Origin of the sequence: Lottiidibacillus patelloidae, from assembly GCF_002262935.1 — a bacterium.
GTDB classification, from domain to species: Bacteria; Bacillota; Bacilli; order Bacillales; family SA5d-4; genus Lottiidibacillus; species Lottiidibacillus patelloidae.
This window is the reverse complement of sequence record NZ_NPIA01000002.1, coordinates 409,738-425,318: the sequence shown is the minus strand read 5'-3', so window position 1 is coordinate 425,318 and position 15,581 is coordinate 409,738. Positions and strand designations below refer to the sequence as shown.

General features: G+C 36.7%; 16 protein-coding genes and 3 other annotated features. Of the genes, 14 read left to right on the top strand and 2 right to left on the bottom strand.

Going from position 1 to position 15,581, the window contains the following annotated elements:
* Positions 1-12: 12 nt before the first annotated feature.
* The 8 genes from dnaI to CIB95_RS06140 all read left to right on the top strand — a co-directional run bounded on the left by dnaI (position 13) and on the right by CIB95_RS06140 (position 7,791).
* Positions 13-957 (top strand): primosomal protein DnaI, encoded by a 945-nt coding sequence (dnaI, locus tag CIB95_RS06175; RefSeq protein ID WP_094923272.1) that lies wholly within the window; start codon positions 13-15, stop codon positions 955-957.
* Between the two features lie 58 nt (positions 958-1,015).
* A complete protein-coding gene (gene mqnC / locus CIB95_RS06170; RefSeq protein WP_094923269.1) occupies positions 1,016-2,125 on the top strand; it encodes a cyclic dehypoxanthinyl futalosine synthase in 1,110 nt (369 codons plus the stop codon).
* Positions 2,126-2,232: 107 nt separating this feature from the next.
* Positions 2,233-2,463: a binding site (T-box leader), on the top strand.
* 53 nt (positions 2,464-2,516) lie between these two features.
* Positions 2,517-4,460 carry a threonine--tRNA ligase gene (gene thrS, locus CIB95_RS06165; protein WP_094923267.1) on the top strand — a complete coding sequence of 648 codons (1,944 nt, stop codon included), beginning with the start codon at positions 2,517-2,519 and terminating at the stop codon, positions 4,458-4,460.
* 274 nt (positions 4,461-4,734) lie between these two features.
* Positions 4,735-4,868, top strand: a sequence feature (ribosomal protein L20 leader region).
* Between the two features lie 63 nt (positions 4,869-4,931).
* Positions 4,932-5,435: a translation initiation factor IF-3 gene (infC, locus tag CIB95_RS06160; protein ID WP_094923265.1), complete on the top strand. Its 504-nt coding sequence runs from the start codon at positions 4,932-4,934 to the stop codon at positions 5,433-5,435.
* Positions 5,436-5,457: 22 nt separating this feature from the next.
* Positions 5,458-5,658, top strand: coding sequence for a 50S ribosomal protein L35 (gene rpmI / locus CIB95_RS06155; protein WP_094923263.1), 201 nt, complete (start codon positions 5,458-5,460; stop codon positions 5,656-5,658).
* A 32-nt stretch (positions 5,659-5,690) separates the two neighbouring features.
* On the top strand, positions 5,691-6,047 hold the full coding sequence (rplT, locus tag CIB95_RS06150) for a 50S ribosomal protein L20 (RefSeq protein WP_094923261.1): 357 nt from the start codon (positions 5,691-5,693) through the stop codon (positions 6,045-6,047).
* A 91-nt stretch (positions 6,048-6,138) separates the two neighbouring features.
* Positions 6,139-6,633, top strand: coding sequence for a dUTP diphosphatase (locus tag CIB95_RS06145; protein WP_094923259.1), 495 nt, complete (start codon positions 6,139-6,141; stop codon positions 6,631-6,633).
* A gap of 72 nt (positions 6,634-6,705) precedes the next feature.
* Complete coding sequence (locus CIB95_RS06140; protein ID WP_094923257.1) at positions 6,706-7,791, top strand: M42 family metallopeptidase; 1,086 nt, start codon at positions 6,706-6,708, stop codon at positions 7,789-7,791.
* 75 nt (positions 7,792-7,866) lie between these two features.
* Here the strand turns inward: CIB95_RS06140 and sspI are convergent, their stop codons facing one another.
* The gene (gene sspI, locus CIB95_RS06135) at positions 7,867-8,073 is read right to left on the bottom strand and encodes a small acid-soluble spore protein SspI (protein ID WP_094923255.1); all 207 of its coding nucleotides are present in this window, start codon (positions 8,071-8,073) and stop codon (positions 7,867-7,869) included.
* Between the two features lie 96 nt (positions 8,074-8,169).
* On the opposite strand from sspI, the gene CIB95_RS06130 reads away from it, so the two are divergent.
* The 4 genes from CIB95_RS06130 (at position 8,170) to CIB95_RS06115 (ending at position 13,644) form a co-directional block, all read left to right on the top strand.
* The gene (locus tag CIB95_RS06130) at positions 8,170-8,934 is read left to right on the top strand and encodes a TrmH family RNA methyltransferase (protein WP_094923456.1); all 765 of its coding nucleotides are present in this window, start codon (positions 8,170-8,172) and stop codon (positions 8,932-8,934) included.
* A 50-nt stretch (positions 8,935-8,984) separates the two neighbouring features.
* Positions 8,985-9,221, top strand: a binding site (T-box leader).
* Positions 9,222-9,398: 177 nt separating this feature from the next.
* On the top strand, positions 9,399-10,433 hold the full coding sequence (gene pheS / locus CIB95_RS06125) for a phenylalanine--tRNA ligase subunit alpha (RefSeq protein ID WP_094923253.1): 1,035 nt from the start codon (positions 9,399-9,401) through the stop codon (positions 10,431-10,433).
* A 14-nt stretch (positions 10,434-10,447) separates the two neighbouring features.
* The gene (pheT, locus tag CIB95_RS06120; protein WP_094923251.1) at positions 10,448-12,877 is read left to right on the top strand and encodes a phenylalanine--tRNA ligase subunit beta; all 2,430 of its coding nucleotides are present in this window, start codon (positions 10,448-10,450) and stop codon (positions 12,875-12,877) included.
* A 323-nt stretch (positions 12,878-13,200) separates the two neighbouring features.
* Entirely contained in the window at positions 13,201-13,644 is a 444-nt protein-coding gene (locus CIB95_RS06115) for a hypothetical protein (protein ID WP_094923249.1), read from the top strand.
* Positions 13,645-13,669: 25 nt separating this feature from the next.
* Here CIB95_RS06115 and rnhC read toward each other — a convergent pair whose 3' ends face one another.
* The gene (rnhC, locus tag CIB95_RS06110; RefSeq protein WP_094923247.1) at positions 13,670-14,605 is read right to left on the bottom strand and encodes a ribonuclease HIII; all 936 of its coding nucleotides are present in this window, start codon (positions 14,603-14,605) and stop codon (positions 13,670-13,672) included.
* 149 nt (positions 14,606-14,754) lie between these two features.
* Here rnhC and zapA point away from each other — a divergent pair, with 149 nt between their 5' ends.
* Both zapA and CIB95_RS06100 read left to right on the top strand, forming a co-directional pair.
* On the top strand, positions 14,755-15,030 hold the full coding sequence (gene zapA / locus CIB95_RS06105; RefSeq protein ID WP_094923245.1) for a cell division protein ZapA: 276 nt from the start codon (positions 14,755-14,757) through the stop codon (positions 15,028-15,030).
* The gene (locus CIB95_RS06100; RefSeq protein ID WP_094923243.1) at positions 15,023-15,574 is read left to right on the top strand and encodes a CvpA family protein; all 552 of its coding nucleotides are present in this window, start codon (positions 15,023-15,025) and stop codon (positions 15,572-15,574) included. Before zapA ends, CIB95_RS06100 begins: the two co-directional genes overlap by 8 nt.
* Positions 15,575-15,581: the final 7 nt, after the last annotated feature.

The window sequence follows — 15,581 nt, the reverse complement described above, 5'->3', positions numbered from 1 at the left end:
GGAGGTATTGATATGGAACCAATTAATCGTACGTTATCAAAAATGATGAACGTTCCAAAGTTTAAAGAACGATATGAGATGCTTAAACAAGAACTTTTAAATGAACCACAGATCCGTTCATTTATTGCTGCCAACCCAGAATTAACCGAAGCAGAGATTGAGAAAAGTCTGCCAAAGCTTTTTGAATATAAATCACAGGTTCGTGACTGCAATGAATGTGGATCAGTGGAACAATGTAAAAATATGATGCAAGGGTACCATCCTGTCCTTATTAAGAGTCGTAATTATATTGATATTAAATATGAAGCATGTGAGATGAAAATAAAGTCTGATGCCAAGAAAAAGCATGCAGAACGAATTAAAAGCTTATTTATGCCGAGGGATGTTTTAGAAGCAAGCTTTGATAAATTGGATGAAGCAATGCATGACTCCCATGATGAAGATAGAGAAGCGGCAATTCGTCGTGCTTTAGATTTTGTTGAAAACTATGAAAATAAACGAAGTGCAAACGGACTTTATTTGTACGGACCATTTGGTGTTGGGAAAACATATATTATGGGTGCAATCGCAAACAGATTAGCAGAAAAAGGCATTAGTTCACTAATTGTTTATTCGCCGGAATTTTTTAGAGAAATGAAAAACTCTATCGGAGATCAAACGTTGCAAGAAAAACTTGAAACGGTAAAAAAAGTACCTATATTAATATTCGATGACCTCGGTGCAGAAACGATGACAAGCTGGACGAGAGATGAAATTTTAGGTGTTATTTTACAATATCGTATGATGGAAAAACTTCCGACCCTTTATACGTCTAATTATGACTATGACGAATTGGAAGAACATTTAGCCTATTCACAAAAGAATGGGATTGAACGAGTGAAAGCAAAGCGAATTATGGAACGAATCCGCCATTTAACGGATAGTTCATTCGTTGGTGGAAAGAATAGGCGTAATTAAAGAAAACTTTCTTTAGATATGTTAGGATTGATGTAAAGAGACGTATGGGGGGATACAAATGAGTATCGATCATATATTAGAACGCGCAGTCAATGGAGAACGCATTTCCTATGAAGATGCCGTTGAATTATATAAAAGTGATGAAGTAGAAAAAATGGGTGCTGCAGCTGATAAAATTATGAAGAAATGGCATCCAGAACCGATAACGACATTTGTTATTGGACGAAACATAAATTATACAAATGTTTGTGATACGTATTGTCGTTTTTGTGCATTTTATCGAGCGCCAGGCTCAGATGAAGGGTATGTACTTGACGATGAGTTAATCATGAAAAAGATCCAGGAAACAATTGATGTTGATGGTACGGAAATATTAATGCAAGGTGGGACAAACCCGAACTTGCCATTTTCTTATTACACAGACTTATTAAAGAAGATTAAAAAGAACTTCCCTGAAATTACGATGCATTCCTTTTCACCAGCTGAAATTTGGAAAATGGTTGAAGTGTCAGGTCTTTCTTTAGAAGAAGTACTTCGTCAGTTAAAAGAAGCGGGGCTTGATTCCCTTCCTGGCGGTGGTGCTGAAATTCTTGATGAACGTACGAGATCACGTGTTAGTAAAATTAAAAATACGTGGCAAGAATGGATGGAGTGCATGAAGACGGCGAAAAAAGTCGGTATGCACGGCACTGCAACAATGGTTATTGGACTTGGCGAAACGATTGAAGAGCGTGCATTGCATTTACAGCGCGTACGTGATGCGCAAGATGAGACAGAATGTTTCTTAGCGTTTATTTCATGGACATTCCAACCAGATAACACGAACATGAAAGGCGAGAAAATTACGCCAAGAGGCTATTTGAAAAACTTAGCGATCTCTCGTATTTTCCTTGATAATATTCCGAACTTCCAATCTTCTTGGGTAACAATGGGGCCAGAAGTAGGAAAGCAATCATTATCATATGGATGTAATGACTTCGGAAGCACAATGATGGAAGAGAACGTAGTATCAGCAGCAGGAACGACACATAAAGTAAACACGAACCTAATACTACAATTAATTCGTGAGGCTGGGAAAGTTCCAGCACAGCGAGATACGAAATATAATACATTACGTGTCTTTGAGGAAGCAGAAAAAGTTGATAAAGACTTCGTTATTCAAAATTAATTGGATTGAAGGATTTAATCTATTTTCTATGCAAAATGAAATTTTTTCCGTTTTGCCCCTTGCAAATGCGAAATGAGACATATATAATACCAAATAACAATTATAATTCACTAGTAATGATGAGGACATGAGTTCTTTTTACGGTTTTTTAGAGAGGGAAATCACCGGCTGAAAGTTTCCTAAACACGAAAAAGTATCTTACCACCTCTGAACTTCAGCAGGGAACGTATAGTATCTGCTGACGGCTAAATACCGTTATCCCTTTTCTTGAGCTAACCACGCCTATTTGTCGTGCGTTAGAAACAAGGGTGGAACCGCGAATAACACTCGTCCCTTTTCCTAGGGATGTAGTGTTTTTTTTATTTTCAAAAATAGAATTGGAGTGAGGAAAATGTCAGAAATGATTAAATTAACGTTTCCAGACGGTGCGATAAAGGAATTTGATCGTGGAACAACAACGGAAGATGTAGCAGCTTCCATCAGCCCAGGCCTTCGTAAAAAAGCGTTAGCTGGAAAATTAAATGGAGAAATGATTGATTTACGTCGTCCAATTAACGAAGACGGAAAAATTGAAATTGTTATGCCTGAAACTGAAGATGGTTTAGAAATCATCCGCCACAGTTCAGCTCACTTAATGGCACAAGCATTAAAGCGTGTCTTTAAAGATGAAAAAATTAATCTTGGTGTCGGACCAGTTATTGATAGTGGTTTTTACTATGACATCGACATGGAACACCGCTTAACAGAAGAAGATTTCCCGAAAATTGAAAAGGAAATGAAGCGAATTATCGATGAAAACATTGAGGTTGTTCGTAAAGAAGTATCACGCAATGAAGCGTTAGAAATGTATGAAAAATTAGAAGACCCTTTAAAAATTGAATTATTAAGTGCTATTCCAGAAGATGAAACAATTACTATTTATGAGCAAGGTGAGTTTTCAGATCTATGTCGCGGACCTCATATTCCGCAAACTTCAAAAATTAAAGTATTTAAGTTAATGAGTTTATCAGGTGCATACTGGCGCGGTGATAGCAAAAATAAAATGCTTCAACGTATTTATGGGACAGCTTTCTTTAAACCAGCAGAGCTTGAAAACCATTTACGTTTATTAGAAGAAGCAAAAGAGCGTGATCACCGTAAGCTAGGTAAAGAGTTAGATTTGTTCACAGTATCACAAAAAGTTGGCCAAGGATTACCTTTATGGCTACCAAAAGGAGCAACAATACGTCGCGTCATTGAACGCTACATTGTCGATAAAGAAGAGCGACTAGGCTATAGCCACGTGTACACTCCGATTTTAGGAAGTGTAGAGCTATACAAAACGTCAGGACATTGGGATCACTATCAAGAAGATATGTTCCCGGCAATGGGAATGGACAATGAAGACTTAGTTCTTCGTCCGATGAACTGTCCACACCATATGATGGTTTACAAAAACAACTTATATAGCTACCGTAACTTACCAGTTCGAATTGCTGAATTAGGGCAAATGCACCGTTATGAAATGTCTGGTGCGTTATCAGGCTTACAACGCGTTCGAGGAATGACTTTAAATGACGCGCACATCTTTGCCCGTCATGATCAAATTCAAGATGAGTTTGTCCGAGTTGTTCGGTTAATTCAAGAAGTATATAAAGACTTTGGAATTACAGACTTCTACTTCCGCCTTTCTTATCGCGATCCAGAAGATACTGAAAAGTACTTCAATGATGACGAAATGTGGAATAAAGCTCAAGCAATGTTAAAAGGTGCGATGGATGAACTTCAATTAGATTATGTTGAAGCTGAAGGTGAAGCGGCATTCTATGGTCCTAAGCTAGATGTGATGGTTAAAACAGCATTAGGGAAAGATGAAACTTTATCAACTGTGCAACTTGATTTCTTATTACCAGAGCGTTTTGACTTAACTTACATCGGTGAAGATGGTAACCATCATCGTCCAGTAGTAATTCACCGCGGTGTAGTTTCAACAATGGAACGTTTTGTTGCCTACTTAATCGAAGAATACAAAGGTGCATTCCCTACATGGCTTGCTCCAGTACAAGTGAAAGTAATCCCAGTTTCAAATGATGTACATTTAGATTATGCGAAACATGTATTAGAAACATTGCAATCAAAAGGAATACGTGTTGAATTAGATGAGCGAGAAGAAAAGCTTGGCTATAAAATCCGTGAAGCGCAAATGCAAAAAATTCCTTACATGTTAGTACTAGGGGATCAAGAAAAAGATAGTAATGCAGTTAATGTGCGTAAGTATGGTGAGCAAAAATCAACTTCACATGCATTAGATGAATTCGTAGCATCTATTGTAGAAGAGGTAACAAAAATTAAATAAATGATTGAGAAAGAGGCTGGGACAAAACAAGGAGCCAGGCACCTCACGCTACAATCTTTTGTATACACAAGATTAATTAGTGCGTACATGTAGAGAGTGCAATGAGGAGCCAGGCACTTGTGCCCCCGCCTCTTTTATCTAGTGAAAAATATCTCTTGCAATACAACTGTTATTTATGTATTATTAATTGCGTGATAAAGATTAATAAAGCAAACCGTGCTTGACAGTTGGGTTTGACTTATGATATATTTCTTAGGTAATTAAATAGTTTGTATATTGAAAGTAGAAGCACCCGCTTCTCACCTCGTCAACGCATATTTGCAGTTGAGTGGTAGATGAACTAATCATTTAATAGTCAGATTAGGACTTTAGTGTGGGTGCAGTATGTACCGACGCTTTTTTTAATGCTTTGCTTTCGAAAACAACTATTTCTTTTATATCACTTGGAGGTGACTCAATATTAGTAAAGACATGAACGTAAATGAGGGAATTCGTGCTCGCGAAGTCCGACTCATTGATGTAAATGGTGAGCAGCTTGGAATTAAAACGAAGAACGAAGCTCTTGAAATTGCAGCAAATGCGAATTTAGATTTAGTTGCGGTAGCACCAAATGCTAAACCACCTGTATGCCGTATTATGGACTACGGAAAATTCCGTTTTGAACAGCAAAAGAAAGAAAAAGAAGCTCGTAAGAATCAAAAGATTATCAACTTAAAAGAAGTGCGATTAAGTCCTACGATTGAAGAGCATGACTTTAATACGAAGCTTCGTAATGCACGTAAATTCTTAAGCAAAGGTGACAAAGTGAAAGCGAGTATTCGTTTCCGCGGACGTGCCATTACTCACTCTAAAATTGGAAAAGACGTTCTAGAACGTCTTGCTAAAGAGTGTGAAGACCTCTCTACCATTGAAACGAAGCCTAAAATGGAAGGGCGCAGCATGTTCTTAATTTTAGCGCCAGTAAACGAAAAGTAATTGATCTAAGGAGGAACTATCCATGCCTAAAATGAAAACTCATCGTGGTTCAGCTAAGCGTTTTAAGAAAACAGGAAGCGGTAAATTAAAACGTTCTCATGCGTATACAAGTCATTTATTCGCAAACAAGTCTACGAAGGTTAAACGTAAATTACGTAAATCTGCAGTAGTTAGCTCTGGTGATTACAAGCGTATCCGTGAGCAATTAACAAACATGAAATAATTCAATCATAGAAGTACTAGGAGGGAAACTAAATGCCAAGAGTAAAAGGCGGTACTGTAGCTCGTTCACGTCGTAAAAAGGTATTAAAATTAGCTAAAGGTTATGTTGGTTCAAAACATAGATTATTTAGAACTGCTAAGCAACAAGTAATGAAAGGTTTAACTTACGCTTATCGCGATCGTCGTCAAAAGAAACGCGACTTCCGTAAGTTATGGATTGCTCGTATTAACGCAGCAGCTCGTATCAATGGTCTTTCTTACAGCCGTTTAATGCACGGTTTAAAGTTAGCTGAAATTAACATTAACCGTAAAATGCTTGCTGAATTAGCTGTAAATGACGAAAAAGCATTTGCTGATTTAGCTGCTAAAGCTAAAGAAAACTTAAAATAATTATTTTGACCATCCTATTGCAGGGTGGTTTTTTGTTTTTTTGGAAATCATTTTGTTATAATAAATGCATCTAATATAAAGGGGAAAAGCAATGCTTAATTTTACTGAATTATATGCGATGCAAAAGTCTTTAGATGAAAAAATTGAAAAACAACACGGTTTAGAAAATAAAAAGTTAATTCAAGAGAGGATTTTAGCTCTTTATGTCGAAATTGGAGAATTAGCGAATGAAACGAGATGTTTTAAATTTTGGAGCACTAAGCCAGCAAGTGATCGTGAGAAAATTTTAGAAGAATATGTTGATGGACTACACTTTATTTTATCATTAGGGTTAACTTTTTCTTATGAAGTAGAACAACTATCAGAACAACAACAGAGGAATGATGTTAGCCTTACATCCTTATTTAACACCCTTTATGAAACCCTTGCAAAGTTTGATAAAGAAAAAACGAAGAGCAATTACATAAATCTTTTTGAAAATTTCCTTATTATTGGACAAAAACTAACATTTTCCAACGAAGAAATAATAGGGGCATACATAGAGAAAAATAAAGTGAATATAGTACGTCAACGTACCGGATACTGATTAAAAATTGTTATCTCTAAAAGAAATCTGTATAATGGAAGTAATAGTCCGATTGGGAGGGTATTTTTAACAATGAGTAAACTAGATGCAACTTTACAAATGTTAAAGGAATTAACCGATGCAAAAGGGATTCCTGGAAATGAACGTGAGCCTAGAGAAGTAATGAAAAAATACATAGAACCATTTGCTGATGAAGTGGTTACAGATAACTTAGGAAGCTTAATTGCTAAAAAAGTTGGAGATGAGAATGGTCCGAAAATCATGGTAGCAGGTCACCTTGATGAAGTTGGATTTATGGTTACTCAAATCGACGATAAAGGATTTTTACGCTTCCAAACGGTTGGTGGTTGGTGGTCACAAGTAATGCTGGCGCAACGAGTGACAGTGATGACGAAAAAAGGTGATATAACTGGTATTATCGGTTCAAAACCACCTCATATCCTTCCTCCTGAAGCGAGAAAGAAACCAGTAGATATTAAAGATATGTTCATTGATATCGGTGCTTCAAGTCGTGAAGAAGCAATGGAATTTGGTGTTAAACCAGGGGATTCTGTTGTTCCTTACTTTGAATTCACAGTAATGAATAATGACAAAATGCTCCTTGCTAAAGCTTGGGATAACCGTATCGGTTGTGCAATTGCAATCGATGTGTTACGTCAATTAGAAGGTGAAAAGCATCCTAATATCGTTTACGGTGTAGGAACTGTTCAAGAAGAAGTTGGTTTACGTGGTGCTAAAACTGCTACGAACTTTATTAAACCAGATATTGGATTTGCAGTAGATGTAGGTATTGCTGGTGATACACCAGGAGTGTCAAGCAAAGATGCAGCTAGTAAAATGGGGGAAGGTCCGCAAATTATTCTTTATGATGCTTCAATGGTTTCTCATAAAGGACTACGCGACTTCGTAACAGATGTTGCTGATGAAAAGGGAATCCCTTACCAATTTGATTCAATTGCAGCTGGTGGAACAGATTCTGGGGCAATCCATATTACAGCGAATGGTGTACCGGCTCTTTCTATTACTGTAGCATCACGCTACATTCATTCAAATGCAGCGATGATTCACCGTGACGATTTCGAAAATGCAGTTAAATTAATTGTAGAAGTAATTAAACGATTAGATGCTGATACAGTAAAAGAAATTACTTTTAACTAAGAAAAGTGAACTAGACAATAAATAGAACAAAGCCAGCGGATCTCCCGCTGGCTTTGGTTTTTCTAATAGTATTGCTTATTTAAGTCCTTGCTCAAGTGTTTCCAATAACTCTTGTTGCGTACTTTGATCAGAATTTTGCCATATTACTTCAAATAAAACACCAAGACCTGGAAGCATCTTTTCCTCTTTACTTTGAATTGCATCAACAATTGTGTCTTTTAGCTGGTCTTGAGAATTGCCAGTAACATTTGTTATAATAGCATTTCTTAAATTTAAGTTCATCACCATCACCTCTTTATAGTCATAGTAAAACCTATTTGGTAGTTTTCTCTAAAGAGTGAAAAAATATGTATCAATGAGAAAGAAGGAAAAATAATGATGAAGATGATCGATTCACTTCAAAACCCTTCCGTTAAAAAGTGGAAGAAGTTACATACGAAAAAAGAGCGTGAAAAAACAAATACGTTTTTAGTAGAAGGTTTTCACCTTGTTGAAGAAGCGTTAAAAAGTGATGTGGAAATTACGACAATCATTGTCGACCAGGATGCAAACTTACCACGTGCACTAGATTTCTCTAATGTGTCAATGACATATGTTTCAAATCAAGTAATGAGAGCAATTAGTGAAACAGAAACACCTCAAGGTATTATCGCTGTTTGTAAAAAGCAAGAAACAAAAGATATCTCAAGTGGTCGTGGGCAAAAATGGTTATTACTTGATCGCATTCAAGATCCAGGTAATGTTGGCACAATGATTCGCACTGCAGATGCGGCTGGATTAGATGGTGTTTTATTAAGCCCTGGTTGTGCAGATATTTATAACGCAAAAACAATTCGCGCGACACAAGGCTCACTTTTTCACATTCCAGTAGTTACAGCTGAACTTACGACTTGGTTAAATACGTTCAAGGAAGATAGTGTCCCAGTATACGGTACAGCACTTGAAGGTGGAGTTCCTTATCAAGAAATGGATAGCAATCCAGAACGAGGCTTTGCTTTAATTGTAGGTAATGAAGGTAGCGGAGTTGACGCTTCTTTACTTTCGCAAACAGATAAAAACTTATATGTACCAATCTATGGTAAGGCTGAATCATTAAATGTATCTCTTGCTGCAGGAATTTTATTATATTATTTACGAGGATAGTTGCACATTCTAAAGAGTTTTGCGTATAATAGAGGAAATTAATTCTATATGGAAAAGCTATGAAAGAGAGTAGTAAATTACCGCTCACCATCAAGGGAGAGAATGCCAAAGACTGAAAGCATTCTTATGGATGATGTAGTTGAATTCACTCTGGAGCTGTCACTTGGACGTTGCTAATTACAACTAAAGGTGAACCGGTTTCATTACCGTTATAAAACTTGAGTGAGCGATATTGTATATTTTTATATCGTTAATTAGGGTGGTACCACGGAATCTTCGTCCCTTTGCGGGAGTGAGGATTTTTTTTATTTTACACGTTTAAATAGTATAACTTTTTAGCACTGAAGATTTACGAAGATGCAAAAAAGTTTACGTACTAAGTGTAAGTGCAACTATGCCTCTGCCTACACAAAAGGCTTGGCAATCGGCAAGTTTACTTTACAAAGATTTTTGGAGGGAAAAAAATGAAAGAACGCCTGGAACAATTAAAGCTTGAAGCAATTGAAAAGGTTGAAGCAGCTGCAAATCTAAAGGAATTACAAGATATTAAAGTTGCCTATTTAGGAAAAAAAGGTCCAATTACAGAAGTAATGCGTGGCATGGGAAAATTATCTGCTGAAGAACGCCCTGTCGTTGGTCAAATTGTAAACGTTGTCCGTGCTGAAATTACAGCGAAGCTAGATGAAATGGTCGCTAAATTTGAGCAGGCAGAAGTCGAAGCAAAACTTCGCGAAGAAACAATTGATGTCACGCTTCCAGGACGTAAAGTAAACACTGGAAACCATCATCCATTAACAGCTGTCGTTGAGGAAATTGAAGACTTGTTTTTAGGAATGGGCTTTACGATTGCTGAAGGTCCTGAAGTAGAACAAGATTACTATAACTTCGAAGCGTTAAATTTACCAAAAGGACATCCAGCACGAGACATGCAAGACTCTTTCTATATTACTGAGGACATTTTACTTCGTACGCATACATCACCAGTACAAGCACGTACGATGGGTAAGCATGAAGGCAAAGGTCCTGTGAAAATTATTTGCCCTGGTAGTGTATACCGTCGCGATAGTGATGATGCAACACACTCACACCAATTCATGCAAATTGAAGGACTACTTGTTGATGAAAATGTTCGCATGAGTGACTTAAAAGGAATTTTAGAAACATTTGCGAAAAAAATGTTCGGAGAAGAGCGTGACATTCGTCTTCGTCCTAGCTTCTTCCCATTCACAGAGCCATCTGTCGAAGTTGATATTTCATGTATGATGTGCGGTGGATCTGGCTGTAATGTTTGTAAAAAAACTGGCTGGATTGAAATTTTAGGAGCTGGAATGGTACATCCGAATGTACTTGAAATGGCTGGTTTCGATTCGAAAAAGTATACTGGATTCGCTTTCGGAATGGGTGCTGAACGTATTGCGATGCTGAAATACGGTGTAGATGACATTCGTCATTTCTATACGAATGATACTAGATTTTTAAAACAATTCGGACGAGTGTAGAAAGGGAGAGTTCAATGTTTGTTTCTTATAATTGGTTAAAAGAATATGTTGATATAAATGATATTTCTGCAGAAAAATTAGCAGACTTAATTACGAAAAGTGGTATTGAAGTTGAAGGTGTCGAAACGTTAAACAAAGGCATTTCTGGCGTTGTCGTTGGTCATGTTGTGGAATGTGGGCAACATCCGAATGCCGATAAACTTCGTGTAACGAAAGTCGATATCGGAGAAGAAGAATTAGTACAAATCGTTTGTGGTGCACCAAATGTAGCACAAGGACAAACGGTTGCTGTTGCAAAAGTCGGCGCAGTCTTACCAGGAAATTTCAAAATTAAAAAAGCAAAACTTCGCGGTGAAGCATCACACGGAATGATTTGTTCGTTATCAGAGCTTGGAATTGATAGCAAGTTAGTTGCAAAAACATATAGCGAAGGAATTTTCGTCTTTCCTACAGCAGTAACACCTGGGCAAGATGCTTTAGAATACTTAAACTTACATGATCATGTCTTAGAACTTGGTTTAACACCAAACCGTGCTGACTGCTTAAGTATGTTAGGTGTCGCTTATGAAGTTGCAGCAATTTTAGGAAAAGACGTGAAAACGCCTCAGCCAGAAATAACAGAAGCAGCTGAAAAAACGAGCGATTACATTTCTGTATCGATTGATGCAAAAAAAGAAAATCCATACTACGCTGCAAGAATTGTTAAAGACGTAAAAGTTGGTCCATCACCTTTATGGATGCAAACGCGCTTAATGGCAGCTGGGATTCGCCCGATCAGCAATATTGTTGATATTACAAACTACATGTTATTAGAATATGGCACGCCTCTACACGGATTCGATTATGACCGTATCGGTTCTAAAGAAATAGTTGTCCGCCTTGCTAAGCAAGATGAAGAAATTGTAACACTTGATGATGCAACTCGTAAGTTAAACGACCACCACCTAGTAATTACGAACGGTAAAGAGCCAATTGCCGTTGCTGGTGTGATGGGTGGAGCAACTTCTGAAGTGCAAGATGACACGACAACGGTATTAATTGAAGCAGCATACTTTGATGCTCAAACAGTTCGTCAAGCATCAAAAGATTTAGGCTTGCGCAGTGAAGCTAGTAGCCGTTTTGAAAAAGGAATTGATCCAAAACGTGTCAAAGCAGCATGTGACCGCGCGGCAGCATTAATGGCAGAACTTGCTGGTGGAACAGTTTTGGAAGGTGTAGTTGAAGCTGGCGAAGTTAACACGGAAGCGACTACAGTTTCTGTCACGGCAGATCGCATTAACGCTGTTTTAGGAACATCATTAACTAGTGATGAAGTTGGCGCGATTTTCACTCGCCTTCAATTTGCTTACAAAGAAGAAGCAGGTAACTTTACAGTAGAAGTACCGACAAGACGTTGGGACATTACAATTTCTGAAGATTTAATTGAAGAAGTTGCACGTCTATTCGGTTATGACGAAATTCCAACAACATTACCGGTAGGAGCTTCTACTCCAGGAACGTTAACAGAATATCAATATAAGCGTAGAATGATGCGTCGCTTTATGGAAGGTGCAGGAATGTACCAAGCGAAAACATATGCATTAACTAGCTCAGAAAAGTCATTACAATACGCATTTAACAATGAAGGACTTTACCCTGTTACATTAAAAATGCCAATGAGTGAAGAACGTAGTCAATTACGTACGAGCTTAATCCCGCATCTTTTAGAGGTTGTTCATTATAACCAAAGTCGCCAAATGGAAGATGTTGCTATTTATGAGATTGGCAAAGTGTTCTTAACGAAAGAAGAAAACCTTGAAAACTTACCAGAAGAAAAAGAGCGCTTAGCAGGTGCAATCTCTGGGAACTGGCATGAAAACAAGTGGCAAGGGGAAAAGAAAGCAGCAGACTTCTTCGTTGCTAAGGGACTATTAGAAGGGTTGTTCGCTAAGCTAGGAATTGATGCGGATACTGTAACATTTAAACAAGATGAGCGTGAAGGATTACATCCTGGTCGTACAGCTTCTATCTATATCAACGACACATTCATCGGATGTATTGGTCAAGTACACCCGACAGAAGAAAAAGCTTATGAAATTAGTGAAACATATGTATTTGAATTAGATGTTGATGCTTTAATATCAATTAACGTAGAAGCACTAGCTTATGATAAATTACCACGCTACCCTTCAATGACGAGAGATATCGCTTTAGTTGTTGAGGAAACAGTTCAAGCTGGAACGCTTCAGTCTGTTATAAAAGAAGCAGGCGGAGAACTTCTGAAAGATGTTCACTTATTTGATGTATACCAAGGAGAGCATATGGAAGCTGGTAAAAAGTCACTAGCATTCTCCCTTCGCTATTACAATGATGAACAGACGTTAACAGAGGAAGAAGTAACAAAAGCACACCAAATAGTTCTTGATGCTTTAGCAGAAAAAGCAGGAGCAACTTTAAGAGGATAATTTTATTAAATGATCCCAAAGTGTACCCTTTAAAGTAGACGATAAAACGTTTACTTGGAGGGTACATTTTTTCTGTAAAAAAACTTTAATTCAATACACAAATGACCTGTATTTTTTCCAAGATCGACTCCATCATAAGTCCTAAACAATAGCTTTTGTGAAATGAATTTACTACATTTAAGACAACAAACTCATCAGCATGAACTTAAACGGCTAAGAATATTTCTACGTGTACAACTTGCAGGGGGAAGTAGTAAGTTTAAGAAAAAATATATTGTGGTATAATAAAACTATCAAACTATTATCAAAAAGGGGCGCTTCTAATGGAAAATAATGAAATATTAAAAGCTATTTTAGACCGATTTGATAAAGTCGATATGAAATTTGATAATTTTGATAAGAAAATGGATCAACTCGATAAGAAATTCGAACATAGGTTTAATGAAGTTGATAAGAGGTTTAATGAAGTTAATAAGAGGTTTAATGAAGTTAATAAGAGGTTTAATGAAGTTGATAAGAGGTTTAATGAAGTTGATAAGAAGTTTACTGTAGTAGATAAGAAATTTAATGTAGTTGATAAGAAGTTAGAAGAAGTTATACACCGACTTAATAATATAGAAAAAAACCAGCAAGAAGATATTAAAGCAACTCTTAACTTAATTAATAAAAAAGTTGATAGTTTAACATATGATATTGATTATTTAAGTGAGAAAACAGGAAAGCATGATACAAAAATTAATAGTCTTGAAAAAAGAATCCAGTCATAAAAAAATGGCTGGATCCTTTTAATTTTTATATCTTCTCAGCAATTTTCTTCGCTTTCTCTGTATTCGCAAAGTGATGTTTTGTAAATGTCCACAATGCTTCCGCACCTTGCTGCTTAATTAACTTCGCCGCAGCGTTATCAACATGGCTTCCTGCACCTTTTGGAATCGTAAATCCTGCTTTTGTACTTAATTCATCCATTTCCTTTAAAAAAGCGTATCGTGCAATGATGGAGGAAGAGGCAACAGATAAGTGAATGCCTTCAGCTTTTGTCGCAAGGTAAACATTTTCCTTCATTACACTTTTCTCTGCTTTTAAATAGTTAAAATACACTCCCGGTTCGGCAAACTGATCAATTAATATGCCATCGAGCTTTTGTCCTTCAATCTTTCGTAACAAGTGATTAATAGCCTGATTATGAAGAAGAGCTTTCATTTTCCCTTGCGAATAGCCTTTCTTTTGCAATTCATTGTACTTAGGGTTATGTAATGTTAATAAACTATAAGGGATTGTCTTAATTAATATTTTTGCTATTTCAATAATTTGCGGATCAGTTAAATTTTTTGAGTCTTTTACTCCTAGTGCTTGGAGAGTCGGAATGTGATCAGAACTTACATAGCTTGCAACAACTGTGATTGGTCCGAAATAATCACCAGTCCCAACTTCATCAGAGCCGATAATTGACATTGTGCCAATATTTTTAGGTGGCGCAAAGTTATGTACTTTTTTAGTTGATACTTTCTTTTTATCTTTTGGATTGCTAATTCCCCATATCCCAGACTCGCTTTCAGCTTCTTTTCCTTGAAATAGTACTTTTCCAGATTTATAGGCAGTGATCGAACATCCATCAACTTTTGCTGCAAAGACAGCCCCTTGTGGAGTTTTGCCTGTTAAGTATGGTTTATAATGGTCTTTCATTTTTTCAATTGTGATTGCATTTACTGTAATTACGGAGTTCGCCATTGTTCGTCTCCCATCATGAAATATGAATTATTTCTTTCTAGTATAACGAATTTTTCCAAGATGAGGAATTCCTCATCTTTTCAATAGACAACTATTCATGTTAAAATTAAAAAGAGTATATACGCTATGTAGGGGGAGGGATAGCATTAATGGATAGTAAAGACGAAAAAAAGCGTACCGTCGTTGATATATACGGTCATCAATATACAATTGTTGGCAGTGAAAATAGCTATCACGTTAAGGCGGTTGCAGAGCTAGTCGATTCAAAAATGCGTTCCATCCAAACGAAAAACACCTACATAGATACGAAGACATTAGCTGTCTTAACAGCGGTAAACATCGCAAATGATTATCTGAAACTAAAAGATGAATATGAGCGACTTCAACAGAAAAATAGTGAAAAGGAAAGAGAAAACTATGCTTGATTTAATTTTATTTATTACCTTAATTGCAGGATTTTTTATTGGGTTACGTAGAGGACTAATTTTACAAGTTGTTCATTTAACAGGTTTTATTATTGCATTTATCGTCGCTTATTTTAATTACGAGAGTTTAGCAGGGAAAATAGATTTACTTGTACCTTATCCACAGTTTTCAACAACTGGCCAAATTAGTATGTTACTAGAATCATTTAATTTAGAAGAAGTTTATTATAATGGTATTGCTTTTGCTGGGTTATTTTTCGGTACAAAAATCGTCTTGCAAATCATAGCTTCCATGCTAGACTTTTTAGCAGATTTACCACTGTTAAACCAAGTTAATCGCTCTTTAGGTGGCGTACTTGGATTTGTGGAAGTTTACTTAATTGTCTTTTTTGTTCTTTATGTTGGGGCATTATTACCAATAGAAATGGTTCAAAATCAATTGACAGGGTCAGCAATTGCTGGATTTATTGTCGAGCATACACCTATTTTTTCTGATCAAATTAAAGAACTATGGGTCGAGCATATGGACCACTTTAAAAAGTAAGCAGAAA

What these genes read in the sequence shown, in the direction of transcription:
- CIB95_RS06115 (WP_094923249.1), top strand. Translation starts at nt 13,201, where the DNA reads ATGGAAAATAATGAAATATTAAAAGCTATTTTAGACCGATTTGATAAA.
- thrS (WP_094923267.1), top strand. Translation starts at nt 2,517, where the DNA reads ATGTCAGAAATGATTAAATTAACGTTTCCAGACGGTGCGATAAAGGAA.
- CIB95_RS06145 (WP_094923259.1), top strand. Translation starts at nt 6,139, where the DNA reads ATGCTTAATTTTACTGAATTATATGCGATGCAAAAGTCTTTAGATGAA.
- CIB95_RS06130 (WP_094923456.1), top strand. Translation starts at nt 8,170, where the DNA reads ATGAAGATGATCGATTCACTTCAAAACCCTTCCGTTAAAAAGTGGAAG.
- dnaI (WP_094923272.1), top strand. Translation starts at nt 13, where the DNA reads ATGGAACCAATTAATCGTACGTTATCAAAAATGATGAACGTTCCAAAG.
- CIB95_RS06100 (WP_094923243.1), top strand. Translation starts at nt 15,023, where the DNA reads ATGCTTGATTTAATTTTATTTATTACCTTAATTGCAGGATTTTTTATT.
- rplT (WP_094923261.1), top strand. Translation starts at nt 5,691, where the DNA reads ATGCCAAGAGTAAAAGGCGGTACTGTAGCTCGTTCACGTCGTAAAAAG.
- mqnC (WP_094923269.1), top strand. Translation starts at nt 1,016, where the DNA reads ATGAGTATCGATCATATATTAGAACGCGCAGTCAATGGAGAACGCATT.
- infC (WP_094923265.1), top strand. Translation starts at nt 4,932, where the DNA reads ATGAACGTAAATGAGGGAATTCGTGCTCGCGAAGTCCGACTCATTGAT.
- pheT (WP_094923251.1), top strand. Translation starts at nt 10,448, where the DNA reads ATGTTTGTTTCTTATAATTGGTTAAAAGAATATGTTGATATAAATGAT.
- CIB95_RS06140 (WP_094923257.1), top strand. Translation starts at nt 6,706, where the DNA reads ATGAGTAAACTAGATGCAACTTTACAAATGTTAAAGGAATTAACCGAT.
- zapA (WP_094923245.1), top strand. Translation starts at nt 14,755, where the DNA reads ATGGATAGTAAAGACGAAAAAAAGCGTACCGTCGTTGATATATACGGT.
- pheS (WP_094923253.1), top strand. Translation starts at nt 9,399, where the DNA reads ATGAAAGAACGCCTGGAACAATTAAAGCTTGAAGCAATTGAAAAGGTT.
- rnhC (WP_094923247.1), bottom strand. Translation starts at nt 14,605, where the DNA reads ATGGCGAACTCCGTAATTACAGTAAATGCAATCACAATTGAAAAAATG.
- sspI (WP_094923255.1), bottom strand. Translation starts at nt 8,073, where the DNA reads ATGAACTTAAATTTAAGAAATGCTATTATAACAAATGTTACTGGCAAT.
- rpmI (WP_094923263.1), top strand. Translation starts at nt 5,458, where the DNA reads ATGCCTAAAATGAAAACTCATCGTGGTTCAGCTAAGCGTTTTAAGAAA.